Origin of the sequence: Nitrosococcus watsonii C-113 (assembly GCF_000143085.1) — a bacterium.
GTDB lineage: Bacteria > Pseudomonadota > Gammaproteobacteria > Nitrosococcales > Nitrosococcaceae > Nitrosococcus > Nitrosococcus watsonii.
Genome location: NC_014315.1, coordinates 727,409 through 752,638, shown reverse-complemented (window position 1 = coordinate 752,638; position 25,230 = coordinate 727,409). Strand labels below are relative to the sequence as shown.

22 protein-coding genes are annotated in these 25,230 nt (G+C 49.1%); 4 read left to right on the top strand and 18 right to left on the bottom strand.

All coding sequences use genetic code 11. The features are described 5' to 3' along the window. Positions 1 to 12: 12 nt before the first annotated feature. From NWAT_RS03560 to phoB, 9 genes are all read right to left on the bottom strand, one after another. Positions 13 to 975 (bottom strand): CYTH domain-containing protein, encoded by a 963-nt coding sequence (locus NWAT_RS03560; protein WP_013219792.1) that lies wholly within the window; start codon positions 973 to 975, stop codon positions 13 to 15. Further along, the gene (ppx, locus tag NWAT_RS03555) at positions 976 to 2,481 is read right to left on the bottom strand and encodes an exopolyphosphatase (protein ID WP_013219791.1); all 1,506 of its coding nucleotides are present in this window, start codon (positions 2,479 to 2,481) and stop codon (positions 976 to 978) included. Positions 2,482 to 2,582: 101 nt separating this feature from the next. Beyond that, positions 2,583 to 3,296 (bottom strand): phosphate signaling complex protein PhoU, encoded by a 714-nt coding sequence (phoU, locus tag NWAT_RS03550; RefSeq protein ID WP_013219790.1) that lies wholly within the window; start codon positions 3,294 to 3,296, stop codon positions 2,583 to 2,585. Positions 3,297 to 3,332: 36 nt separating this feature from the next. After that, positions 3,333 to 4,184: a phosphate ABC transporter ATP-binding protein PstB gene (gene pstB, locus NWAT_RS03545; RefSeq protein ID WP_013219789.1), complete on the bottom strand. Its 852-nt coding sequence runs from the start codon at positions 4,182 to 4,184 to the stop codon at positions 3,333 to 3,335. A 16-nt stretch (positions 4,185 to 4,200) separates the two neighbouring features. Next, positions 4,201 to 5,853, bottom strand: coding sequence for a phosphate ABC transporter permease PstA (pstA, locus tag NWAT_RS03540; RefSeq protein WP_013219788.1), 1,653 nt, complete (start codon positions 5,851 to 5,853; stop codon positions 4,201 to 4,203). Positions 5,854 to 5,877: 24 nt separating this feature from the next. Next, complete coding sequence (locus NWAT_RS03535; protein WP_013219787.1) at positions 5,878 to 8,169, bottom strand: ABC transporter permease subunit; 2,292 nt, start codon at positions 8,167 to 8,169, stop codon at positions 5,878 to 5,880. A gap of 86 nt (positions 8,170 to 8,255) precedes the next feature. Next, positions 8,256 to 9,254 (bottom strand): PstS family phosphate ABC transporter substrate-binding protein, encoded by a 999-nt coding sequence (locus NWAT_RS03530; RefSeq protein WP_013219786.1) that lies wholly within the window; start codon positions 9,252 to 9,254, stop codon positions 8,256 to 8,258. A 130-nt stretch (positions 9,255 to 9,384) separates the two neighbouring features. Next, positions 9,385 to 10,698 carry a phosphate regulon sensor histidine kinase PhoR gene (gene phoR / locus NWAT_RS03525; RefSeq protein ID WP_013219785.1) on the bottom strand — a complete coding sequence of 438 codons (1,314 nt, stop codon included), beginning with the start codon at positions 10,696 to 10,698 and terminating at the stop codon, positions 9,385 to 9,387. A 4-nt stretch (positions 10,699 to 10,702) separates the two neighbouring features. Beyond that, positions 10,703 to 11,392 (bottom strand): phosphate regulon transcriptional regulator PhoB, encoded by a 690-nt coding sequence (phoB, locus tag NWAT_RS03520; protein ID WP_041350863.1) that lies wholly within the window; start codon positions 11,390 to 11,392, stop codon positions 10,703 to 10,705. Between the two features lie 422 nt (positions 11,393 to 11,814). On the opposite strand from phoB, the gene NWAT_RS03515 reads away from it, so the two are divergent. Beyond that, positions 11,815 to 13,260 carry an OprO/OprP family phosphate-selective porin gene (locus NWAT_RS03515; RefSeq protein ID WP_013219783.1) on the top strand — a complete coding sequence of 482 codons (1,446 nt, stop codon included), beginning with the start codon at positions 11,815 to 11,817 and terminating at the stop codon, positions 13,258 to 13,260. 415 nt (positions 13,261 to 13,675) lie between these two features. After that, on the top strand, positions 13,676 to 15,139 hold the full coding sequence (locus NWAT_RS03510) for a porin (RefSeq protein ID WP_013219782.1): 1,464 nt from the start codon (positions 13,676 to 13,678) through the stop codon (positions 15,137 to 15,139). A gap of 99 nt (positions 15,140 to 15,238) precedes the next feature. Here the strand turns inward: NWAT_RS03510 and cysQ are convergent, their stop codons facing one another. Both cysQ and nudE read right to left on the bottom strand, forming a co-directional pair. Continuing rightward, entirely contained in the window at positions 15,239 to 16,078 is an 840-nt protein-coding gene (cysQ, locus tag NWAT_RS03505; protein WP_157679788.1) for a 3'(2'),5'-bisphosphate nucleotidase CysQ, read from the bottom strand. Next, positions 16,075 to 16,629 carry an ADP compounds hydrolase NudE gene (gene nudE, locus NWAT_RS03500; protein WP_041350861.1) on the bottom strand — a complete coding sequence of 185 codons (555 nt, stop codon included), beginning with the start codon at positions 16,627 to 16,629 and terminating at the stop codon, positions 16,075 to 16,077. The genes cysQ and nudE overlap by 4 nt, the downstream gene beginning before the upstream one ends. 338 nt (positions 16,630 to 16,967) lie before the next feature. On the opposite strand from nudE, the gene NWAT_RS16595 reads away from it, so the two are divergent. After that, positions 16,968 to 17,192 carry a hypothetical protein gene (locus NWAT_RS16595; protein ID WP_013219779.1) on the top strand — a complete coding sequence of 75 codons (225 nt, stop codon included), beginning with the start codon at positions 16,968 to 16,970 and terminating at the stop codon, positions 17,190 to 17,192. Between the two features lie 634 nt (positions 17,193 to 17,826). On the opposite strand, the gene NWAT_RS03495 is transcribed toward NWAT_RS16595, so the two are convergent. The 7 genes from NWAT_RS03495 to grxD all read right to left on the bottom strand — a co-directional run bounded on the left by NWAT_RS03495 (position 17,827) and on the right by grxD (position 24,192). Then, complete coding sequence (locus NWAT_RS03495; RefSeq protein WP_013219777.1) at positions 17,827 to 18,657, bottom strand: metal ABC transporter permease; 831 nt, start codon at positions 18,655 to 18,657, stop codon at positions 17,827 to 17,829. A gap of 5 nt (positions 18,658 to 18,662) precedes the next feature. Next, positions 18,663 to 19,394, bottom strand: coding sequence for a metal ABC transporter ATP-binding protein (locus tag NWAT_RS03490; protein WP_013219776.1), 732 nt, complete (start codon positions 19,392 to 19,394; stop codon positions 18,663 to 18,665). Continuing rightward, positions 19,394 to 20,284, bottom strand: coding sequence for a metal ABC transporter solute-binding protein, Zn/Mn family (locus NWAT_RS03485; RefSeq protein WP_013219775.1), 891 nt, complete (start codon positions 20,282 to 20,284; stop codon positions 19,394 to 19,396). The genes NWAT_RS03490 and NWAT_RS03485 overlap by 1 nt, the downstream gene beginning before the upstream one ends. A 23-nt stretch (positions 20,285 to 20,307) precedes the next feature. After that, positions 20,308 to 20,793, bottom strand: coding sequence for a Fur family transcriptional regulator (locus NWAT_RS03480; RefSeq protein WP_013219774.1), 486 nt, complete (start codon positions 20,791 to 20,793; stop codon positions 20,308 to 20,310). 141 nt (positions 20,794 to 20,934) lie between these two features. Then, positions 20,935 to 23,196, bottom strand: a complete 2,262-nt coding sequence (gene clpA / locus NWAT_RS03475; RefSeq protein WP_013219773.1) for an ATP-dependent Clp protease ATP-binding subunit ClpA — start codon at positions 23,194 to 23,196, stop codon at positions 20,935 to 20,937. A gap of 158 nt (positions 23,197 to 23,354) precedes the next feature. Beyond that, positions 23,355 to 23,678 (bottom strand): ATP-dependent Clp protease adapter ClpS, encoded by a 324-nt coding sequence (gene clpS / locus NWAT_RS03470; RefSeq protein ID WP_013219772.1) that lies wholly within the window; start codon positions 23,676 to 23,678, stop codon positions 23,355 to 23,357. 181 nt (positions 23,679 to 23,859) lie between these two features. After that, complete coding sequence (gene grxD / locus NWAT_RS03465; protein ID WP_013219771.1) at positions 23,860 to 24,192, bottom strand: Grx4 family monothiol glutaredoxin; 333 nt, start codon at positions 24,190 to 24,192, stop codon at positions 23,860 to 23,862. A gap of 288 nt (positions 24,193 to 24,480) precedes the next feature. Between grxD and NWAT_RS03460 the strand changes: the two genes are divergently transcribed. Continuing rightward, the gene (locus tag NWAT_RS03460) at positions 24,481 to 25,062 is read left to right on the top strand and encodes a superoxide dismutase (RefSeq protein WP_013219770.1); all 582 of its coding nucleotides are present in this window, start codon (positions 24,481 to 24,483) and stop codon (positions 25,060 to 25,062) included. Positions 25,063 to 25,230 lie beyond the last annotated feature (168 nt).

Sequence of the window (25,230 nt, the reverse complement as noted above, 5' to 3'; positions counted from 1 at the left end):
CTAGCAAAAAAATTACTGCTTTTCTTCCAACTCCGCTAAATACTTCCCCAAGCGCAATAATAATCGGCTATAGTGGGGAGCAGCCACCAGGGTACTGATTTCAGAAAAGTCTTTGCTTGCCTGCAGCCCCTTGGTCAGCCAATCCAAATCCTCTTGCAGGGAGATTTCTACTTTCTGTCCCGCCGCTATTATCACCCCACGCAAACCTTCAGCTGCTGCCCGCAGGTGACTGCTCCCTTGGGAATCGCATCGCTCGAGCAGTAACCGCTCACCGTATTGCAAGTGGGCCAACCAATAGCTTAACGACTGGACATCGGAAACAGCCTCAACAGGTACAAACCCTGGCGCAGAGAGAGGAGAAAATTGCTGAGTGTAAAGCCGGTAACCCCGCTCAGCCTTGCTGGCATGTTCCACGGCAAGGGGAAAAATCTCGGTTAGATGTAAAGCGGCTGAATAGAGATCTTTTTCGGCCCCCTGTTTCAGCTCCAGTTCCAACTCAGATAAGGGCTCAGTGCGGCCATGAGCACGAATATGCCCTTCGTCCAAGGCCAATTCAGCCACCGCATCCCCTAGCCACAAAAGCCAGATGGTGCGAGAAAAATCTGTTTCAAACACCGGGATTAAACGGGACGCGAGATCTGACTCCTTAAGCACTCCGATTTTGGCTTCTGCCGCTAGCCGCTCCAGATCGGGGGCATTATGTTCTACTTCACCTTCCCATTCCTGGCGCCGCTGGAGGCCTGCCTTCCCAGAATTATCTCCCTTGAGTGTCTGAACCCAGCGATGGTCCATTCGCCGCACCCGAAGTCCTACCCCTTGGTCCAGAAGGCGCAAATCAGGCGTATCAAAATAGGTGCTGTGTAAATGCTTACGCGTTGGACCCTGTTTCCCATGCTCTTTCACCCAGAGGTGGGCGCTGAATTTGGAAAGTTGCCCTAGAGACAACCGCAACTTGATTTCGCTTTCTGTTGGCACTTATTTGGCCTTTAGGCGGTAACCGGCAACCTTAATATAGGCGGTCTCTTGCGCTAGATCAGCTTCGGTCAACGGATGCTGGAGCAACCATCCGTCAGGGAACTTGAGCTTTAAAATATTTTTATCTACCTTGAATAGCAGGCAAGGCAGCGCCGCCGGTGAACGATTACGGTTAAGTACAACCGCCAGCCGCAACAGCAGGCAAAGACGCAGCGTAGGCTGGCGGAGATCTTCGGGCAGCAAATCCAATTTGGCAGCCGACAGCTTGCGGCGATGCCCCCGTACCAAAAATGCCAGGACTTGCTGCTCTTGTTGGGAAAAGCCGGGCAGATCACTATAGGCTAGCAGATAGGCGCCATGCTTATGGTACTGACTATGGGAGAGGGCAAGGCCCACCTCATGCAATATTGCTGCCCACTTTAAAAGCAAAAAATGCTCTTCCTCGAACTTCCATGTGGAAGCCACCGTTTCCAGCAATACCAAGGCGGTATCTTTAACACGAGAAGCATGGGACTCATCCACATGATAGCGCTGGGCTAAATCAGCGACCGTACGGTCACGCACATCTTCATGGCGAATCCGGCCAATGAGATCGTAGAGCAGTCCCTCCCGCAAGGCACCATCCGAAACCGTCATGCGTTTAATTCCCAAGCTTTCAAAAGCCCCTTTGAGCACTGCTACACCTCCCGGAAATACGGGTCCCCGCTCAGCACTGAGCCCTTCAAGCTTAAGGCGTTTGACCTGTCCCGCATCCACCATAAGATCAGCCAGGGCTTTCAGGGAGGCGGCCGTGATCGTGCCACTCCCACACCAACCCTGGGCAGCGACCACCCGGGCCACCGTCCGGATTGTCCCTGAAGCCCCGATAGCCTCCTCCCATCCCAGATGGCGAAAAGACTGCTCAAAGTCTTGCAACATTGTACGGGCGGCAATTTCGGCTTGCCTCATCGCGGCTTTATTCAGCTCCCCCTGAGGGAAAAAGCGGCGGCTATAGCGAACGCAACCCATTTCAATGCTTTGCCGGTAACGACCTTCCTCAGCGCCCTCACCAATAATGAATTCCGTGCTTCCCCCCCCAATATCCACCACTAACCGCCGGACATTATCAAAATCCAGGGCATGGGAAACGCCTAAATAAATCAAGCGGGCCTCCTCATCTCCGGCAATCACTTCAATGGGATGATCCAAGGCAGCGGAGGCCCGCTTTAAGAATTCATCTGCATTTTTTGCCTGCCGCAGGGTATTGGTGCCCACGGCCCGAATAGCCCAGGGAGGAAGGTGCCGCAACCGCTGACCAAATCGCGCCAGGCAATTCAGGGCGCGCTCCTGGGCTGTTTCACTCAGGCATCCTGCCTCATCCAGGCCAGCGGCCAATTGAACCATCTCCCGCAAACGGTCCAAAACCTGTAGCTGGCCTTCCCTGACTACGCGGGCAATGATCATATGAAAGCTATTGGAGCCCAGATCGATGGCAGCCAAGGTATCAGGGTGCCGCTGGCTTAACATTCATTAAACTCCGTTTTTACCGTAATCACGCTATTGTCCGGTAACTCCAGATGAGCCACCAACCCCTTAAGCGGCGTCTAGGCGAGAGGAGGAGGAAAAAATTATTTTTCGCGAACGATCTGCTCCATCCCTTCCAAGCTGGTATGGCGCACATCCTTGCCTTTGACTAAATAAATAACGTACTCGCAGATATTACAAGCATGATCGCCAATTCGTTCCAGGGCCCGGGCTACCCAAATCAGTTCTACCGCCCAGGAAATATTGCGGGGGTCCTCCATCATGTAGGTAATCAGTTGACGCAAAATACTCTCGTACCGGGCGTCCACCTGAGTATCTCTCGCCGCTACGGCAAGAGCCGCCTCAGCATCCATACGGGCAAAGGCATCCAGGGAATCCCGGAGTATTCCTAAGGCGTGACTAGAGAGGGAACTTATGGAATCAAAAATATTCGCCGGCTTCTCCCGTTCCGATAGGCGAACCGTCGTGCGGCCTATGCGTTCAGCCCCATCCCCAATCCGTTCCAGATCGGCAATGGTTTTAATCACCGCCATTACCAACCGCAAATCACCCGCCGTCGGTTGGCGGCGGGCTAAAATCTGGGTGCATTCCTCGTCAATGGAAACATCCATGGCATTGACCCGGTAATCCTGGCTGATCACCGCTTCGGCCTTTTCCACGTCTCCACTCACCAAGGCATCCACGGCCTCGGCGATCTGCCGTTCCACCAGTCCGCCCATGGCCAGAACGCGAGTCCGAATATCCTCTAATTCCTTATCATACTGCCGGTAAGTATGGGGGGTCGTGCTATGGGCCATTATCCACTCCTTGTGTCTTAAAATTACCAAAAACCATCAGCCATAGCGACCGGTAATGTAATCCTCGGTCTGTTTCTTTTTCGGATTAGTAAATAATGTACCGGTGTCGCCAAACTCAATCAATTCGCCTAAATACATAAACGCTGTATAGTCAGAAACCCGCGCTGCTTGCTGCATATTATGGGTAACAATCACAATCGTATATTTATCCTTCAAATCATAGATCAATTCTTCGATTTTAAGGGTGGAGATAGGGTCCAGGGCTGAAGCAGGCTCATCCAGTAGCAAGACCTCCGGTTCAATGGCAATGGCCCTGGCAATGACCAACCGCTGCTGCTGGCCGCCGGAAAGACCCACCGCATTATCGTCCAGACGATCTTTAACCTCATCCCATAAAGCGGCACTTCTAAGGGATTTTTCCACGACCTTATCCAGGGTACGGCGGTTCTTGACTCCCTGTAAACGCAGCCCGTAAGCGACATTCTCGTAAATGGACTTGGGGAAAGGATTAGGTTTTTGAAACACCATGCCAACCCGGCGTCGCAGATCAGGCACATTAACATTTTTGCCATAAATATCTTGCTTGTTAAGCAACATTTCTCCTTCGATACGGGCTCCATCAATCAGATCGTTCATGCGGTTAAAGCAACGCAGCAGGGTGGATTTGCCGCATCCGCTCGGACCGATAAATGCAGTCACCCGGCGTTCCGGAATAATGAGATTAATGCTTTTAAGCGCCTGAGTATGCTGGTTGTAATAGAAATTGAATTGTTTGACCTGCAAACAGCAAGTTTCATCTTTTAGCTTAAGTTTTTTAACGCCGCGCTCGATTAAAGAAATATCCATCCCATGGGTTCGCGGTGTTTTATCATGAGTCTCCTGGTTCATGGTTTTCGTCTTTTTTTTAAGTCTCTGCGGCACGGTATTTTTCCCGGAGTCGGTTACGAATCATAATCGCGGCGAGGTTGAGGGCCACGATAATCAGAATCAGCAACAAAGCCGTTGCATATACTAAAGGGCGGGCAGCTTCCACATTCGGACTTTGGAAGCCCACATCATAGATATGAAAGCCTAAGTGCATGAATTTACGATCCAGATGCAAGAATGGAAAATTCCCATCCAGAGGCAAGGAAGGAGCCAGCTTGACTACCCCCACCATCATCAGGGGCGCTACTTCACCGGCGGCCCGCGCCACCGCCAAAATAAGCCCCGTCATCATGGCGGGAACGGCCATGGGCAATACGGTACGCCATAAGGTTTCTGCCCGGGTGGCCCCCAATGCTAGGCTCCCCTCCCGAATGGAGCGTGGAATACGCGATAATCCCTCCTCCGTTGCCACGATAACCACGGGCATCGTCAGAATAGCCAAGGTCAGGGAGGCCCAAAGTAAACCTGGAGTACCGAAGGTCGGCGCCGGTAATGCTTCCGGGAAAAACCAACGATCCACATTACCTCCCAAGAAATAAACAAAAAATCCCAGGCCAAATACGCCATAAACGATAGAAGGCACACCGGCTAGATTATTGACCGCGATCCGGATAATACGTATCAACAATCCTTGTTGCGCATATTCCCGTAAATAAACCGCGGCCACTACCCCAAAAGGAGTGACGATGACCGACATGATAAGGACCATCATCACCGTCCCAAAAATGGCGGGAAAGATTCCTCCTTCCGTGTTGGCCTCACGGGGATCCTCCGTCACAAATTCAATGAGCTTTGTGACGTAAAAACGGATCTTTTCTCCTATCCCCATCCCATTAGGGCGGTAGGCCCGTACCACCTTCTCTAACGGGATTTCCACTACCTGGCCATCCGCAATCTCAGCCGTTAAACTATCTCGCCTGATTTGCTGGTAAAGTCCATTGAGTTCTTTCTGAATCGTGGCATAGGTTCCTTGAAGCTCTGCTTCCCTCGCTTTGATTTGGGCATAAGCTTGCGGGGCAGGCTCTTCTTCCAGTTCCAACGCTCGGCGGCGCAAACGTAGCTGTTCTAATTTATAATTGATGGCCCCAATATCACCTTCTTCAATCGTCTTAATTCGGGCGTACAGTTCATTAGCTCTAGCCATCCGTTGCTGCAATGCTTCCCAAGCATTTTTACCTACGGCAACAACCCTATCTTGCTCCTTGACAGATTTCAGGTAACCATAAAAATCGCCCCATTCTCGGCGTTCAATGACCATTAATGCTCGCGGATAATGGGTATCGTGAATCAATGGCGCCACGATCCATAAAAAATCAGCACCCAAAAAATCCCGGTTACCGACTTTGAACAAGCTGCGGGTAACCAGCGGAGCTCCCTCTGGCAGCGTATAACCTCTATCCAGTAAACGCTGACGGGGAACCCGCTCTTGGCTGACGACTTCACCCATCAAACGCACTCTCTCCCCATCCTGCTGGGTATAATGAATTTCCGCTACTTGGGCTGGCCAAAAATGCGCCAATCCTTTGACCGCAATCAATATCAACAAACCCACGACCATCATGAGACTGATACTGACTGTACCCGCGGTCAACCACACCCACGGCGCACCTGACTTAAACCACGCTTTCATTTAAACCTTTCTCCCCTTTAACGACTACAAGCTGCTGTATTTTTTTCGTAGCCGCTGGCGCACGATCTCAGCGAGCGTATTAAAAACGAAAGTCACCATAAATAATACTAACGCGGCAAGAAACAAAATACGGTAGTGGGTACTATCAACCTCGGACTCAGGCATCTCCACCGCAATATTCGCGGACAAGGCGCGGAAGCCTTGGAAAGGATTAAAATCCATAATAGGAGTATTGCCCGTCGCCATTAAGACGATCATGGTCTCGCCTACTGCCCTGCCAAGACCAATCATTACCGCAGAGAAAATACCGGGACTTGCGGTCAAAAGCACCACCCTCACCAGAGTCTGCCAAGGAGTAGCACCCAGCGCCAAGGAACCAAAAGTGAGCTGCTTGGGGACACTGAAAATAGCATCTTCGGAGATGGAAAAAATCGTCGGTATGACGGCAAATCCCATGGCAAACCCGACCACGAGGGAATTACGCTGATCATAAGCAATCCCCAGGTGGGTGCTGAGCCACTGGGGCATATTGCCATTAAACAAAGCCACTTCCAGCGGCTGGCTTAGCGCCGCGGCAAGAATCCCTAGCCCCACTACCACGGGAAGAAGCAAGGCGGCTTCCCAACCCTCGGGAACCCATTGGCGCACCCAGCTAGGCAAGCAGCGCCATAAATAAGCAGCCATAAAGACTCCCACGGGCAATAGCAACAAGAAAGCAAAGACCCCTGGGAGATTATCCTCGACCAAAGGCGCCAGCCAAAGACCCGCTAAAAAACCGAGAATAACCGTGGGAAGGGCCTCCATGATTTCGATGGTGGGCTTGACCAGCCCGCGCATCTTGGCGCTCATAAAATAAGCGGTATAAAGCGCCCCTAAAATGGCCAGTGGAACAGCGAATAACATGGCATAAAAAGCAGCCTTGAAGGTACCAAACGTGAGTGGTGTCAGGCTAAATTTTGGCTCGAAATCATCGCTCGCAGATGAGGATTGCCAGAGAAACTCAGGCTTATCCCGGCTTTCATACCAGACTTTCCCCCATAGCGCTTGCCAAGAGACCTCAGGATGCGGATTCTCTATCTTCAAGAAATAAATCTTGCCCTGAGAGTCGCTGGCTAGCATCCCATCGGCCCGGGGCGCAATAGCTACTGTTACCAGCGGGGCCTTGCTGATGTTTGCAACCCGCAGCGTTTGGTGAGCCGTAGTATGATAAACACCCACCTGACCAGAAGAATCCACCGCCAAGAAACCTTTCCGGGCATGCTCGGAGGCAATGGCCATAATGGGTGCCTGTTGAGTATTGAAGGTGCGGATTTGTTCCAAAGTATAATGATTGCCTTCATTGCGCACCGGGAACCATTGGGCAATCTGGCCGGAAGAATCCCCTACCAGGAGAGAAATACCGCCCGCAAGAAAAGACAAGGCGGTTATCCGAACTTCTTCTGAAACCGCCTTTACCCGCTGCACTAGGTGCGGCGTTTCCTTGTCACGGAGCTGATAGTAATTAATATAACCCTCCGAGTCCGCCACATATAATTCCTCTTGCTGCTCATCCAGCACTAAATGCGTCGCTTGCAGCGGAGACAGATCTAGCGAGGCAGTCGTCTGTTCAACGGTAATTTCATCATCGAGAAAGGACTGCTGTGCGGTAAAACTGACTAAAACCAAGCGTCCATCTGTGGTCACTGCGGCGATGGTAGTCTGATCCTCATCCGATTGAGCACTAATAAGGCGCAAGGGCTGCCCCTTAGGGTCCACCGCCAACAGGGCTTTATCAAGGGGGTATTCTAATCGGGGCGTAATAGTGCGTACATTGTCAGGATAGGAGACGCGGTAGGCATGGCGCGCCAGCAGGGCGTGGCCATTGGATAGACCATAGACGATTACCTTGCCGGCCGGATCGCCGGCGGCAAAGCTAGTCACGGCTGCCTCCTTGGGATTGGGAAAGGGCAATGGGGTTTCTAAAACCACCTTGCCCTCCTCAGTAGAGAAGAAGACCGCTTGCCCTTGCTCAGTCAAGCGTAAGCCCATATCGTTATATTCATTCAAGGCTAAGTGAAGCGTATTCGCCCCATTGTCCCCAGGGGCTGGATACTGGGCAGCGGGCTCTAGCTGAGCAGGACGAAACAGGGGGATCACCACGTACAAGAGGTAAAAGAAAATCAGTACGATGGCAATAATAACGCTAACACCACCGGCAGCAATGCAATAGCGTGCTAAGTGATCCTTGATGTTACGCCAGCGACGGCGGCGTATGGCCACCGGCGAATGGGGGGAAGGAACCACCTGCTCTTCCGTCTCTGAAGCTTTAGCAACCATTTTAGTCTAAGACACAATAACAAAAAATACAGAAAGAAAAGCGCCTCGTTTCCCAAGGCGCTTCTAGTGAATAGAGATTTCTCGCGTTAATTAGCAGTTCCTAACCCCTTTACTCCAATTTTAGCGAGATCCTTAGCCGCAATCGGGGCGGTCAACGGAATATAACCATCTTTAATCACCACTCTTTGACCCACTTTGGAGAGTACCATTTTGATAAACTCCTGCTCTAGCGGCAACAAAGGTTCATTGGGATGCTTGTTGACATAGACGTAAAGAAAGCGCGTCAGGGGATACTGTCCCTTCACTGCGTTTTCCGCGGTTGCCTCCACGGAGGGCGCGCCCGTCTTGGTCGCAAGGGGAAGCGCACGTACCCCAGAAGTCTGATAACCGATACCAGAGTAGCCAATCCCATTAATCGATTTGGTCACCCCCTGAACCACCGAGGCAGAACCTGGCTGCTCGTTGACCGTATTCTTGAAATCACCTTTGCAGAGGGCAGCTTTCTTAAAGTAGCCATAAGTGCCTGAAACCGAATTGCGGCCAAAAAGTTGGATGCGGCGATGAAGCCACTCGCCCCCTAAACCCAAATCTCCCCAAACCTTGATATCTTCCGGGTAACCACATTTGCGAGTAGCGGAAAAAATCGCATCTACCTGGGGCAGGGTGATTTTCTCGATGGGATTATCCTTGTTAACATAAACGGCCAAGGCATCAATAGCTACCCGGATGGGGGTCGGCTTATAACCATATTTGTTTTCGAAGGCTTCTACCTCATTACCCTTCATTTTCCGACTCATGGGACCAATATTGGCAGTATTTTCAGTCAGTGCGGGGGGAGCTGTTGAAGAGCCAGCAGCCTGAACTTGAATATTCACACTCGGATAAAGTTTTTTAAACTCTTCCGCCCACAGAGTCATTAGATTAGCCAACGTATCGGAGCCAACACTGGATAGGGTACCAGCCACACCGCTGGCTTTGTTGTATTCCGTAAGGTTGGGGTCCAGCGAATTAGCAGCCATGCCGTTGCCGGCAAGCAGTACACCCAAAACAGGCCCTAGAACTCCAATCAGCGTTCTAATCTGCATTTAGTCAATTCTCCTTAGCCTAGAATACGTCTAGGGCTATATTATTAATATGCAACAGCGAGAACCATATTATACGAGCAGTATGGGCCGATAATATGACATTTGTATGACGGCTAGGCGATACCACCTGCTAACCTGTTTTAGAGAGATGCACTTTTGATGGCTGCCCCCGCCCGCTAGAAAAAAGGCAGCGAAAAACGCTGCCTTTGCCCAACTCACTTTCGATCTCTAAATGGGCTTCGTGATGGCTTAAAACATGCTTGACAATAGCAAGCCCTAAACCAGTTCCTCCCCTCTTCCGGGAACGGTCCTTATCAATCCGGTAGAAACGTTCTGTCACCCGAGGAAGATGTTCGGCGGCGATCCCCTCGCCGGTATCCCTCACTTCCAAGCAAGGCCGTCCTGCCTGCTGCTTGAACCAATGGAGGGTAATATTCCCTTGGGCTGGAGTATAGCGAATAGCATTCACGACCAGGTTAGAAAAAGCACTATGCAATTCTTGCTCATTTCCTCGCAGCCATAACCCAGCATCCGCCTCAAGGTGAATGTGGTGCTGGCGGTCACCGCTAAGTATTCGGGCTTCTTGGCAAATTTCCGCTAGCATTTTCGGAACCGCCACAGGGGTTTCCGCTGGTTTTTTATCCCGGCTCTCCAAACGGGAGAGCATGAGGAGATCTTCGACAAGATGCTGCATCCGCCCCACCTGCTCTCCCATGGTTTTAAAAGAGCGGTTCCAGCTCTCCGAGCCGACATTTTTTCTCTTCTCCAGCACCTCCAAATAACCTCGGAGGACCGTTAAAGGCGTCCGCAGCTCATGGGACACACTAGCTATAAAGTCACGCCGCATCCGTTCTAACTGATGGAGCCGAGTAACATCTTGTACGACTAACAAACGTTGCCCCTCACCGTAGGGGAAAATGCGGATATTTAAATGCAGCGCCGGATTAATAGGCGATGGCAATTCGACCATGCCGGAAACCTTACGGTCAAGCGCCATTAGTTCAACAAAATCTGGGTAACGAATCAGATTACTGATGCGCTGGCCAATATCCCATGGAGATTTTAGCCCCAGGAGCCGCCGACTAGCCTCGTTAGCCCATTCAATTTCATCATATTGATTAAGCACCACGGTGGCATCGGGCAATGCCGCTGTAGCCTTTTGAAAACGTTTGAGATATTGGGAAAGCTTGTCCTTACGGGAGCGATGACGCTGACGCATAAAATCAATTTGACGGACAACCTCTTCCATGATCCCTACCTCAGCAGGGGATCTTCTCTGTTTTGGTTTTTGCAGCCAACGATAAAGATAATAAAGCTGGCGCTGCTGCCACAGCACATAACCCAGGGTAAAGAGAAACAGCCAAAAAAAGACCTGCCCCAGAATGAGCCCCAGCAACAAGGCTAGTAGCAGTCCTCCTCCCAAACGCCAAAGATCTCCGCGCATGGAATTAGGAACGAGTAGAAAAACGGTACCCTACGCCCCGCACGGTTTGGATAAGCCCATCATGACCGCTCGGCTCTAAGGATTTGCGCAAACGGCGGATATGGACATCCACTGTGCGTTCCTCGACATACACATTGTTTCCCCAAACGTAATCAATCAGCTGCCCCCGACTATAGACCCGCTCTAGGTGAGTAAGGAAAAAGTGGAGCAGGCGAAATTCCGTAGGCCCCATCTCTAGGGGTGCGCCTCCCACACTAAGGCGATGGCTGTCTGGATCTAACTTCAGCCCATTGACTTCAATTACCTCTCCGCTAAGCAATGGCGCACTCCGCCGCAGCACCGCTTTTATTCGGGCTATCAGTTCCATTGGTGAAAAGGGCTTGGTAATATAATCATCGGCGCCCACATTGAGGCCCCGAACCTTATCTTCCTCTTCATCGCGGGCAGTTAGCATGATCACAGGGAGCTCTCGCGTACTGGGTTCCCGCTTAAGGCGGCGGGCCAAATCCACGCCGCTAATCCCCGGCAACATCCAATCCAACAAAATAAGATCCGGGCGGAACTCGTTGATCTGCTGCCATGCCTGCTCCCCATCGGCAGCCACCTGATAATGATACCCCTCCTGGGTAAGGGCAAATCCCAGCATTTCGCGAATTGCGGCTTCATCATCAACGATTAATATGGTTGCGGCCATCTTCATCCCCAGAGAAATCCTAGCTAGAGAGCACAAGCTAAATATAAAATTATGGTACTCGAATTATGACATTAGTATGATATTCCTGATGTTCAAACCATCCAAATCGTTTCTAGTCCATCGACGTTTCACATCCTTAGCCGTGCCTCCATACCATCCCCCAAGCATTATAAAGATGATGGTCAACTCGTAGTGCCGTCTAGCAGGATTTGTTAGGACGCGATTGATCCAATTGAATAATAGGTGTTAACAACACTACCAGCATGCCGCTAATCTACTGATTGTTCAACGCCCACAAGTTTGCATTTCGAGCGAATCTCATTAAGTTTAACTTCATATTAACATCATAAACTCCCGTTACGGTTTCGCCTTTTGATTATTAGCCGATAGCGCTAGTTATTTTTGAACGAGAGAATGGAATTTTGAAATTTCAAACCAAAGATTGCCTTCTTTATGGCGTTATTCTGATCTGTTGTATCAATTTATTCATTGCCCCAGCCCATGGGGGTACTAAGGCGATGCTTGAGCTACTCAAGATATTACGAGATCGGGGCACCCTCAGCCAAGATGAATTTGAAATGCTCCGCAATGCCGCCAAAGCTGAGGAGGAGGAAGCTTCTGAACCGAGGCAACCCCATAATGGAAACCCCGAAGTTGCCGAGCAAAAGAAGAAGCCCACAGAGGAAGTAGCGAAAGTCCACCCTAACTCCCTAGAACAAGATTCCATAAAAGTTAAAACCAATTACAAAGGGTTGACAGTAGAAACCGCCGACGGTGACTTTAAATTCGGTATAGGCGGTCGACTTCAAATGGATGCCAATTTTGCTGGCGAAGGTAGAACGCCGCGAAGAAGCGGTACAGAAATCCGCCGTGCCCGCATCAACGTCCAAGGCAGCATGTGGAAAATTTGGGGCTATCGATTGCAAGCGGACTTTGCGGGAAACTATACGACGGCGATAAAAAACGCTTATATTGAATACACAGGATTCAAACCAGTTAGCTTTATCCTGGGCCAGCAAAAATTACCCTTTACCCTTCAGTCATGGACCAGCAATAACTGGCAGGTCTTTCAGGAGCGGGCACTGCTTAACAGTTTCATCCAAAATGAGGTTATCGGGCGCCGCGGTCTGGGTTTCAGGGCAAGCACCTATGGACGCTACTGGACAGCAAATGCCGGTATATTTAGTGAAAGCGTCGGGCGTATGAGTCGGTTTAGAGAAAGCTGGGCACCCATGGGGCGAGTCACTTTTGCCCCTATCGCTGAGGCGACCCAGGTGCTACATTTTGGGGCTTCAGCCTATTATCGCAATTACGTACAGGAGCCAGAATTAGTTTTCACGGCCCATCCTGAAGCTCACCTAGTACCCCCCCTTATTAGTACCGGTGTGATTTCAGGAACCGAGGACATCTTATTGTTGGGGGGGGAGCTTTCTGGCGTTTGGGGTCCCTTCCACGCCCAGGGCGAATATCTCCATGTCAAGGTAGGCCGCAAAAAGGGCCTGCCCGACCCTGATTTTAACGGCTGGTATGCTCAAGCCGGGTATTTTCTCACCGGAGAGTCCCGCAGTTACGACCCTACAAAAGGCCGCTACAATCGGATTCATCCTAGCGGAATTGTCGGCAAAGGCGGCTGGGGAGCCTGGGAACTCGCTTTCCGCTATAGCACCCTTGACCTCACCGATAACGGGATCTTAGGCGGAGTAGAAAATAACTTCACGGTGGGACTCAACTGGTACGCGACCCCTAGCATTTTATTCCGCGCCAACTATATTCATGCTGGCACTGATTTCATCGACAAAGCGACTAGACTGGAAGGCATAGAGGGAGGACTCGACATTTATACTTTACGAGGCCAAATCGCATTCTAAATCCTCCGCGCTATTCTACATCAGGGAAAACAATATTTACGGGGTTAGAAAGAAAACTTAATACGAAGGTTAAACATTGTCCTTAACTTGTACTGCATAGCCTCTAACCCACGACGTCCACCCGGCGCTTCCAGGATATTCTAGTTGGCCTAATAGTTGCCGCAGAATAAATGGGTTTTCTCTCTTAAGCAGCCAATTCTTGTGATTAAGCCAAGCTCTTCCCTCCCTGTAACGGTTTTGTAAATTTACTTTCACACTTTCGTCATAAGGCCCCAGTAGAGTCTTCCCTTTCTAGGAAGAAGCAGAAATCAAGTTGCAAATAACTATTCCAGCAACTTTATATAAAGGGGATACGAGGGTGAAATGTAAAATTAAGCAGCCGCTTGTTCATGGGGCGGTTTTAGGCTGTGCCAGCATGTTGGCTTCCCCCTCCGATGCAGGCACCGAGGCGCTACTGGAGCTGCTTAAGGTTCTCCGAGACCGAGGCACCATTAGTCAAAATGAATTTGAGGCACTACGGCATGCTGCCAAGGACGATAAGGAGAAAAAAGTCTCCAAACGAGAGCAAGGAGAAAGAAAAACTAAGCAAGCAACTGTAACAACTACCAACTCTAAGGAAAAAAACAGTAAGAAAGAAAGTGCTAGTATCACACTAGGTGAAAATGGTTTAGAAATAGAATCTCGCAACGGCAACTTTAAGGCGGAAATCGGTGGCCGGTTGCAGGTAGATGCACAGGCTAACTTTAACGATGAGAGTGGCCCACTTAATACACACCTTTATAATGGGACGAGTATTCGCCGTGCCCGTATTCATGTAGGCGGTACCTTGTATAAAGATTTCAACTATAAATTTGAATATGATTTTACTCGTGCGGGCAACAGACCTACCGCCACCGGGATCACCGACGCCTGGCTCCAATACGCCCATTTCAAGCCTTTCAGTATTACAATGGGACAATTCAAAGAACCATTTAGCTTGGCAAGCGTTACTAGCAACCGCTTTATAACATTCATTGAACGTCCCCTGCTCAACAATGCGTTTGTGGAATTTCCCAACCCCTATAAACTGGGCATTAGCGCGGAATCCTACGGCACTAGATGGACCGTGCGTACTGCCTTCCAAACCGAAAATAGTGGGCGTAATACTTCCATTAGCGATACGAGTTATGAGGCAGTTGGTCGCACCACCTTTCTCCCTATCTACAACGGCCCAACCCAGATACTTCATCTAGGCGCATCAGGCGCTTATACATGGGTCAACAATACATTCGACTCAGCCGCCGGTGAGCTAAAAAACAGTCCTCTGATCTTTGCCTCGCAACCATATACTAACGTTGATCGTACGCCCTGGGTAACAACGGGCCCTTTAACTACTAAATTAGGACCCGATCATAAAAGACTTGATAGGGTCGGCCGGTTCGGCGCTGAATTAGCGGGCGTGTATGGACCCTTCTCGTTCCAAAGCGAATATACTCGTGTTAATTTGTCTGGCATTGGCTATTCGGGAGATGATGTGCTAGATGGCTATTATGCCTTTATTAGCTATTTTCTGACCGGAGAATCGCGGGTTTATGAGAATAAACGGGGGGCGTTCGGCCGACTAAAACCAAAACGTAATTTCGATCTCGGTAATGGTTGGGGCGCCTGGGAGGTAGCAGTGCGTTGGGATCAACTAGACATGAATACCGATAATGTCAATGGCGGAAATATCCAAACCGCTACTATAGCATTGAATTGGTATGTAAATCCCCACGTTCGTTTCATGGCTAACTATGGATATGTAGTCGATATAAATACCCGCGCAGCGAATCCAGCAATCGCTAAATTTAACGGGCTTAATCCAAGTATCCTAGAATTCCGCGCACAAATCGACTGGTAAGAGCAACGCCCAACGCGAGAAATTCTCGCATGCGGATTCGTTAGCGCTTCTAAAATCATGCTTTCTCCGATTCCGTGCTTATCAATTTACTACTCTCCACTACAATTTTGCCGCTTCTGGAATAAACCGCTCCCACTGACCCGCAGAATCGGCAATCACCAGAAAAGAGGGATTGAGCAAAGATTCCTTTGCATTATAGCGAAGGGGCATTTTATTTAAGTCGACAAGAATCCCGCCGGCTTCTTCCACCACGCACTGGGCTGCTGCCGTATCCCATTCCGAAGTCAGCCCAAAGCGGGGATAAATATCGGCCTTCCCCTCGGCAACCAAGCAAAATTTTAAGGAACTCCCCATGGAAACTAATTCATAGTTCCCCACCTTATCCAGAAAAGTTTTAAGATATTCGCCTGCATGGGAACGACTCCCGGCTACCAAAGCAGTTTCCCCTTTCCAAGGGCGTACCTTGAGTCTGGTAACGCCCCCATCCATTCCTTTTTGATAAGCGCCTTGGCCCTTGGAAGCGTAATATAATGCGTTCATCACGGGCGCATAAACCACCCCCAAAATAGATCGATGATCCTCAATCAATGCGATGTTAACCGTAAATTCCCCATTACGCTTGACAAATTCCCGGGTTCCGTCCAAGGGATCAACTAGCCAGTAACGGCGCCAATCCCGACGCTCCAGAAAAGATATTTCTCCGGACTCTTCCGACAGTATCGGTACCCCCGGCGTTAATTTTTTTAGTCCCTGAACAATAGTCTTATGAGAGAGAAGATCCGCTTCTGTTAAGGGCGAGTGGTCTTCCTTATGGGCTACCGTAAAGTTAGTATTATAAATAGCTAAAATCTTCTCCCCTGCTTCTACTGCAATCGCTAGGATAGAATCAAGCAGTGGGGTTGGATCGCTTTCTTCTAAAAGCATCGATATTTCACTCATAAGCTCAATTTTTCTTTTACCATAAACAAAGCGGCAATGCTGCGGGCTTCGGTACAATCCTCCCGAGCTAGTAACGCCGGTAATTCCGCCAAACGCCATGGCATCACCCCGATCTCCTCGGGTTCATCCCCTGGGCGGCGTTCTTCATAAAGTTTTTCCGCCACGATTATATGAGTGGTATGTTCTATATAACCGGGCGCTACCGTCAAGGAAGTGAGATAAGTAAGGCGACTAGCCCCATATCCCACTTCTTCCATTAATTCCCGATTAGCCGCTGCGAATAGCGTTTCTCCCGTCTCAACCCGTCCCTTAGGCAAGGCCAGCTCATAGCGCTCGGTACCGACCGCATATTCCCGAATAAGCAACACGGTCTCCCGGTCTAGCAAGGGCACAATTAAAACCGCACCATGCCTTCCGCTTCTAAGGCGCTCATAGCGAGTTTCAACACCGTTGGCAAAACACAAATCGACGGTCTCTATCCGGAACAACCTCGTCCTGGCGACCGTTTTCGTAGCAACGATTTGCGGCTTGATGGGTTCTTTATTGGCCACACTCAATTCAATAGGAAAATGATTTTTTAAGAAAATACCGCGACCTAGCATTAAATCCGACAACGCCGTACCCCAAACTTGCTAAAATTCCCGCTATCAGGAGATTTTGCAAAAAATACGCTAGCTAAAGTGCCTCCCAAAAATTCATAGAAATTAGCGGGTATGATCTAGTCATAGGTGCATTCTCACCATGGATCTACTAGATGATTGCTTCGCTAATGATCATCATCTCATGGCACCTTAAAGCTTGGTTAAGTCAAGCAAGCCGGCTAGCATAATGGGAAATAACGCTGATATTATGCGAAAAAACGATAACCCATCATGTCAAGAGGGAATCCATGGATATTAATAGAGCAAAAGCAGTAAATTTGATTATAACAGTAATCTTTTTCTACTCTTGCGCGGCTTTTGCCGATCCGAATAGATCATGTCGCCTGCTTGGATCATATGGTTATCTGTACAATGGAACAAGCTATACCAGTAGTGGCCCCGTTCCTTTAACAGAAACGGGATTCTTCGCGGTTGATAATGATGGGAATTTCACACTGGGGGAGGCAAGTTAAATCTCTATATTCTCAAATTTTGGTGATAGCGGACAACCATTATGGCTTCTTCTTCGTGAAATACAATCTAGCGGTGTAGTCATACGAGACTCCACTAATACATGCACCGGCACCATAAACTTCTTAGCGACTGGGACAATCATCAAAACCTCTAACGCTAATCTAGTAGCTGAAGGCACGGTGCTTTATACTGATTCGGAAAGGTCACTCGCTTACACCATCAGTGGATCAACGGTTAATATGATCAGCACTTCACCGGATACGATGGCATCAGGCACTGGTCAAAAGCAACCAACAAAACATTTCTGGCCCTTCCATTAAAATAAATAAAGTAACCACCGTTGCTTAAGCAAGTTTTAATGGATGTAATCCACATACCTATCAAAGTCATCTTCATCCCGGGAGTAGTGAATGCGCCACGCTTATCCACTCTGGGGAAGCTCACAACAAGATGGCCTAAGGGGCTATATTAAACAACCCCTAAAAGGCGGGATGCGCGTTCGCTTTCCCGCCCTACACTATCTCCGGGAGATAAGCTAAAGACGACACCGCGATTCTAAGGATGAATAGAGCATCACAAAACCCTTCAATTGAAAGATAAATGTTTCTAAAATCACTCTCACCACACCCAAATTTAGCGCTGTGCTCGCCAGCGTGGCCGCAGTCCCGTGCCTACCGTAGAGAATAAATAAGCGCCTCCTGTCACCAACACAATCGTGGAGCCCGCTGGTAAATCCGGCTCATAAGCAATGGCCAAACCGGTGCTAGCAAACAACATCCCTAAGAAAGATGCTAGCAACATCATACCGACCAAAGACCCCATATATTGACCAGCAATGGCCGCAGGCAGCATTAACAAAGCAATCACCAGAATTAAACCGACCACTTGAATTAAAAGAACTACCGTGAGCGCTACCATGCAAAGCAGCAGCAAGTAGAAAAAAGTGACCGGAACGCCCCTGAGGCGGGCAAATTCCTCATCAAAGCTAAGGGCAAGAAACTGCTTATAGAACAACACCACAGTAAGAATAATCACTCCATCCACGGCAGCCATCAGGTAAAGTTGCGCCTGCGATACCATCAGGATATTGCCAAATAGATAGCCCATCAGATCAACATTATAACCCGGCGTGCGGGAGATAAAAATCATCCCTACCGCCATCCCCATGGACCAAAATGCGCTAATTAAAGTATCTTCCCGTTCCCGCCATCGCAGGCTTACCCAGCCAATAAGCAAGGCTGCTAGCAAAGCGGCAACTAAAGCCCCTGACAAAGGGCTTTTACCTAGATAATAGGCTACCCCCATACCTCCCAAAACCGTATGAGCGATACCTCCCGCCAGGAAGCCAATCCGCTTAACCACTACAAAGCTGCCAACGACACCACACCCCAAACCCGCTAGAATTCCAGCGATTAGGGCATTTTGCAGAAAAGCGACATGGCCAAATGCCTCCCAAAAATCCATAGAGATTAATGAGTATGGTCAATCATACGCACACTAGCACCATAGAGCTGCTTAATGATTTCTCCGCTGACAGCCGCCGTTTCATGGCAAATCAAGGTCTGGTTGAGACAAGCAACCCGGTTGACATAATGGGAAATAAAACCAACATCATGGGAAACAACAATAATGGTCATCTGTTGGTTAAGCTGTCTAAGCAAGTGAAAAAAATTCTCTTCTAAGCGCAGATCTACATGGGCAGTCGGCTCATCCAGGATCAAAATTTCAGGTTCCATAGCCAAAGCCCGCGCAATCAGTACCCGCTGGCACTGCCCCCCAGAAAGAGCGGCTAAAGGACAGGCGCTAAGCTCCAAAATTTCCACCTGCTCCATGGCACGTCGGGCAAAGGCTCGATCCTCCCGCGTATAGCCACCAATAAGCCGGGTTTTACCTAACCGTCCCTGAAGGACAGCCGCTTCTACTGAAATCGGAAAATCTTCAGGAAAAACGGTATGTTGGGGTACATAACCTATTGCTGCCCGTCCTCGCTTAGGCGACAAACCTAACACGGAGACTTGGCCGGATAGGGGCCTCAATAATCCTAGAATTATCTTAAGTAGGGTACTCTTCCCCCCTCCATTAGGGCCTACCAGTCCTAAGAATTCGCCCCGATACACCTCAAGATTAATATGTTCCAGTACTCTAGGACCAGAATAAGAAAAGCAAACATCTTTAATCGAAATGGCTAACTCCTGTTTCATCACCGGAGTACCTTTGCCAACACACTGGCCACATGACGCAGATTGCGCCCATAATCTTCTGCTAAGGGATCGAGCACGATAACCTTGGCGCCAATAGCGCGGGCAACCAGCTCCGCATTGCTTCGACTAGACTGCTTCTGTACAAAAATAGCTCGAAACCCTTCCTGGCGACCCCGCTCAATCAGCGCAGCTAAAGATTTGGCGCCAGGTTCCTTGCCTGCCTGTTCGATAGGAATTTCTTCCAACCCATACGTACGGGCAAAATAACTCCAAGCCGGATGGAAGACCATAAAGTGGCGATGAGTAATCCCAGCCAGGGTTTGACGGATATATTGATCAAGCTGGTTAAGATCCTGAATAAATGCCTGATAGTTTTTCTCAAATTGGCTACTAAACACTGGCTTTACGGCAATCAGCGCATTTCGAATATGGGCCGCCATAATTTTTACTAAAGGGGGACTCGTCCAAATATGGGGATCAGCCATTCCATGATGATCTCCTGCCTCCAAGATGGAATGGTTCTGCATCACCGGCAATAAGGAGATGCCCTGTCGGCAATCCACTACCTCCATCTTTGGATTAGCAGCAATCATTCGCTCCAGCCAGATATTCTCAAAGGGGATGCCAATACGAAAATAAAGCTTAGCTTGAGCTAGTTTTGCCATCTGCCGGGGAGTAGGTTCGTAAGTCTCAGGGCTCTGGCCTTGCCTCACCATTACCGAAACCTGTACCCGCTGACCACCAATTCGCTCTACAAAATACTTTTGCGGCAAAATACTAACAAAGACAGGAAGAGGGTCCGCAGTATAAGCATAAGGACTCCAGCATCCTATCCAGGCTGCCAGTAAACTCGCAAGATAAGACCGAGCGATCCCGTTACCGAATTTCATCACCCTCTCGCCCTGCCGGGCTTCTAATCCCCACTACACTGAGGGCATAATCCCCTAATTTCTACAGTCTGACGATCCACTTGAAAACCTAAATATTTCGCTTCCCTAGTAATAATCCCGGTAATCTCAGGCGCATCCAATTCAGCTACGGTACCGCACCGTCGACATAACAAAAATTGTCCAATGTGAAGCCGATCCGGATCGCCGCAGCCTACATAAGCATTGAGGGTTTCCACCCGGTGAATCAAACCTGTCTGGAGCAGAAAATCCAGGGCTCGATACACCGTAGGAGGAGCAGCAGCCTGGTGCTCCTGACGCAGCTGATCAAGAATATCGTACGCCTTAGCTGGTTCGTGGCGATCCCATATTAATTCTAAAACCCGGCGCCGTAACTTAGTCAGCCGCAATCCTCGGCTAGCGCAGGTTTTTTCCGCTACGGCCAGCGCATTCCGGATGCAACACCAGTGATCGTGGCTAGGTCCCTTAAAGGGGACTAGAATATTAGACATTGAAAACCCCGATTACGCCTAGCAACGTAACTTTATAACATAATTTTTAGAGTTAGGGAAAATGCGCGCAGAAAGGAAGACAGAAATCAACGGGCACCGCAGCACCCAAGGCTGTCTCTAAAAATAGCTCAACTCCAGGGGCTAGCTGCTGCCACTGTGGCAAGTCAGCCTAAGCTCGCCTCCAACCACCTCGACCGCCACATGACCCTCCTTGGCCAATTTACCAAATAATAATTCTTCTGCTAACGGTCTTTTAATCCTTTCCTGTATAAGACGGGCCATAGGGCGGGCACCCATTTTCTCATCATAGCCATGTTTGGCAAGCCAAGCCCGCGCCGTTTCGCTTACCTCAAGGGTTACATTTTTATCTTGTAGGAGAAATTCCAACTCAAATATAAACTTATCTACAACGCTGCTAATAGCAGGTGCATCCAGGGACTGAAACTGGATAATGTCATCCAGCCGGTTGCGAAACTCGGGGCTAAATGTCCGCCGGATCACTTCCATTGCATCACTAGAATGGTCTTGCAGCGTAAAACCTATGGAAGTCCGGCTAATCTCTTGCGCCCCTGCATTGGAGGTCATAACTAGAATAACATTGCGAAAGTCCGCCTTGCGCCCGTTATTATCCGTCAATGTGCCATGGTCCATCACTTGCAGCAGCAAATTAAACACATCTGGATGTGCTTTTTCGATTTCATCAAGCAACAAAACCGCATGAGGATTCTTGCAAATAGCCTCGGTCAGTAACCCCCCTTGATCGTAACCTACATAGCCCGGCGGCGCCCCAATAAGGCGAGATACCGTATGACGCTCCATATATTCGGACATATCAAAACGGATAAGCTCAATACTCAGAATATGGGCGAGTTGGCGGGTCACTTCCGTCTTGCCAACACCGGTCGGACCGGAAAACAAGAAAGATCCTACCGGCCGGTCAGTATCCCCTAACCCAGAACGGGACATTTTGATAGCCGCACTCAGCGCTTCAATAGCTTTATCCTGCCCAAATATGACGCGCTTAAGATTAGTTTCCAGCTTGGCCAGACTTTCCTTGTCAGAAGCGGAAATGTGTTTAGGTGGAATACGGGCCATCTTAGCGACTATCGTTTGCACATCCTGCACCCCAATGACCTTTTTGCGTTTGGAAGGCGCAAGTAACTGCTGGCTGGCACCACATTCATCAAGTACATCAATGGCCTTGTCCGGAAGGTGGCGATCATTAATATAACGGGCTGAAAGCTCAGCGGCCGTCCGCAATGCGGTCTGGGAAAAACGTAGTTTATGGTGCGCTTCCAAGCGGGGTTTCAATCCATGCAGAATCTGCACCGTCTCCTCTACCGAAGGCTCGGGGATATCAATTTTCTGAAACCGGCGTGCCAAAGCCCGATCCTTCTCAAAAATATTCCGGTATTCCTGATAAGTAGTGGAACCAATACATTTCAGCTCACCGGAGGCTAACGCGGGCTTGATAAGATTAGAAGCATCCATCACCCCGCCAGAAGCCGAGCCTGCCCCAATCACGGTATGAATCTCATCAATAAAGAGGATAGCGGCTTTTTCTTTTTTGAGCTGGGACAGAATGCCTTTTAAGCGCTTTTCAAAATCCCCCCGGTACTTAGTGCCAGCCAGCAAAGTCCCCATATCCAAACTATAAATGGTGCAGTCCTGTAAAACATCGGGAATATTCCCTTCGGAAATTTTCCACGCTAGTCCCTCGGCCAAGGCCGTTTTACCTACTCCAGCCTCACCGACAAACAAGGGGTTGTTCTTGCGCCGACGGCACAAAATCTGGATTGTCCGCTCCAATTCCAGGCTACGGCCAATCAAAGGATCAATTCTTCCCTGCGCCGCCAGCCGGTTAAGGTTGGTGGCATAGGTCTCTAGCGGGTTTTGCCCAGAGGTTTCAGCACCGGCGGTCTCCGCTTCTTCCGAAGCGCCAGCCGAATCCCCGTCGCTGCCCTGGGGATCAACCTTACTAATACCATGGGAAATATAATTGACGACATCCAAGCGAGTCATATGCTGGCGTTTTAGAAAATAAACCGCTTGGGACTGCTGCTCCCCATAAATAGCAACCAAAACATTAGCGCCGGTAACTTCCTTTTGCCCCGAGGACTGAACCTGAAGCACCGCCCGTTGTAATACCCTTTGAAAACCAAGGGTTGGCTGGGTATCTCGGCCATCCTCGGCCGATAAGAGTGGTGTAGTTTCATTTAGAAAAACCGTGATTTCTTGTTTTAATTGTTCCAGATTGGCACCACAGGCACGTAATACGGTAGCCGCTGCCGGATTGTCCAGCATGGCAAATAAGAGGTGCTCTACCGTGAGAAATTCATGCATTTTCTCCCGTGCATTTTTAAAGGCATGGTTCAGGCTTGTTTCCAGATCCCTGCTTAACATGGCCAATCACCTCTCTTCAGGTGAGCTATACCGACAAATAAAAAAATCATCAAAAACCCTATATCTTCAATTATAGGACGCTACCGCATATAGGACGCTACCGCAAACCACTGCGAGCCGCAATACCCCGCCTATAAATTAGGCGCTATCATTTCTATTTACGCCCTTTCTAAAACACACTTTAGCGGATGTTGGTGATTCATAGAATACTCGTTTACCTGGGATGCCTTTGTTTCCGCAATCTCATAGGTAAAAACACCACAGATTCCCCTCCCCTCGGTATGAACCTGCCACATAACACGCGTGGCCTTTCCTCTATCCATAGCGAAGAAAGTTTGTAACACCTTAACAACAAACTCCATTGGCGTGTAATCATCATTGAGCATCACCACTTTATACAGCGGTGGCCGCTTGAGCTTTGGCTTCGCCGTATCTACGACAAAGCCGCCCTCATTCTCTTCATCCGGATTTATCTTACCCATAAAGTAAACCCGATTTCTCCTAACCTTCTTTCTCGATTAAAGAGAAAACCGGTACTGCAATAATTATAGATCCTATTTGTATAATAAGGAGGCAATTGCGCCAATTTCAAGGAAAAAAACGTGTCAGCGCTGCTTACCGAAGCTCTCCATGCACTACCGCCCCTCGATGACTAACAAACAACTACCCCTCCTCGGAAGTATGAGGGACAGCCTCCTGCACCTTTGTTTGCAATTCTCCGCTTTCAAACAATTCCATGATAATGTCACACCCTCCTACTAACTCACCATTGATATATAGCTGAGGAAAGGTCGGCCAATTTGAATATTGAGGCAGCAGGGCACGGACTTCTGGATTGGCTAGCACATCTATATAGGCAAATTCCGTGCCGCAAGCCTGTAGCGCCTGAACCGTCCGGCCAGAAAAGCCACATTGAGGAAATTGAGGCGAGCCTTTCATAAATAAAATTATCGAATTAGATTCAACAGCTTGCTTAATCTGTTCCATGGTATCCATAACGCATCTCTCCAAAATATCATGCATTCTAAATTAAGTTGGACTAACCTTAATCATAGGATAAAGGTTCCTTTCCCTCTAGCCTACTTAGGAAGAAGCCGAGCTGCAACGCTTTGCCTGCTAACTCAATATCAATCTTATAAAATCTCACCGGCATTCAGACCAAGAGACTATATAAAACCTAAATCGCGTTAGCTACTATCCTTGCAATCGCTGCTTAGGCCCACTTAGACTACTATTAATATTTTATATCATATCTAACCAACAATATGACAAAGGAGATTAAGCATGACTCATCGCTTACCAGAACTCCCTTACGCCCTGAACGCCCTGGAGCCCCATATTTCCCAGGAGACGCTCGAATACCATTATGGCAAGCATCACCAAACCTATGTTGATAAACTCAATGGGCTTGTCCCTGGAACGGAATTTGAAAATGCCTCCCTCGAAGAGATCATTACCAAGGCTTCCGGTACTCTTTTCAATAATGGCGCGCAAGTATGGAATCACACCTTTTATTGGAATTGTCTAGCGCCCCAGGGAGGAGGTGAGCCCAGTGGCACCTTATTGGAGGCAATAGAAAAAAACTTTGGTTCGTTTAGCGATTTTAAAGAAAAATTTAGCCAATCGGCCACCACTCTTTTTGGTTCGGGCTGGGCCTGGCTAGTCAAAAATTCCGATGGTTCCTTAGACATTGTAGGTACCAGCAACGCAGGTAACCCTCTAACCGAAGGTAAAACCCCTTTACTCACCTGCGATGTCTGGGAGCATGCCTACTATATTGACTATCGTAACGCCCGACCCAAATACCTAGAGGCTTTCTGGAAGCTGGCTAACTGGGATTTTGTTGCCAAGAATCTGGCGAACTAACCTGCTAAGAGAGCTACTCACCTAACGGAGTAAACGCTCCTTCAACACCCTTCACTCCATTGTTCAGCCTGGTCTAGGGATGGACTTTTTTAGTCTCTTAGGAATAAAATCTCTTTTTAATCGCTGGCAGCCCCGAAAAGGGGCTGCCTTTTTCATTCATAATCCAAA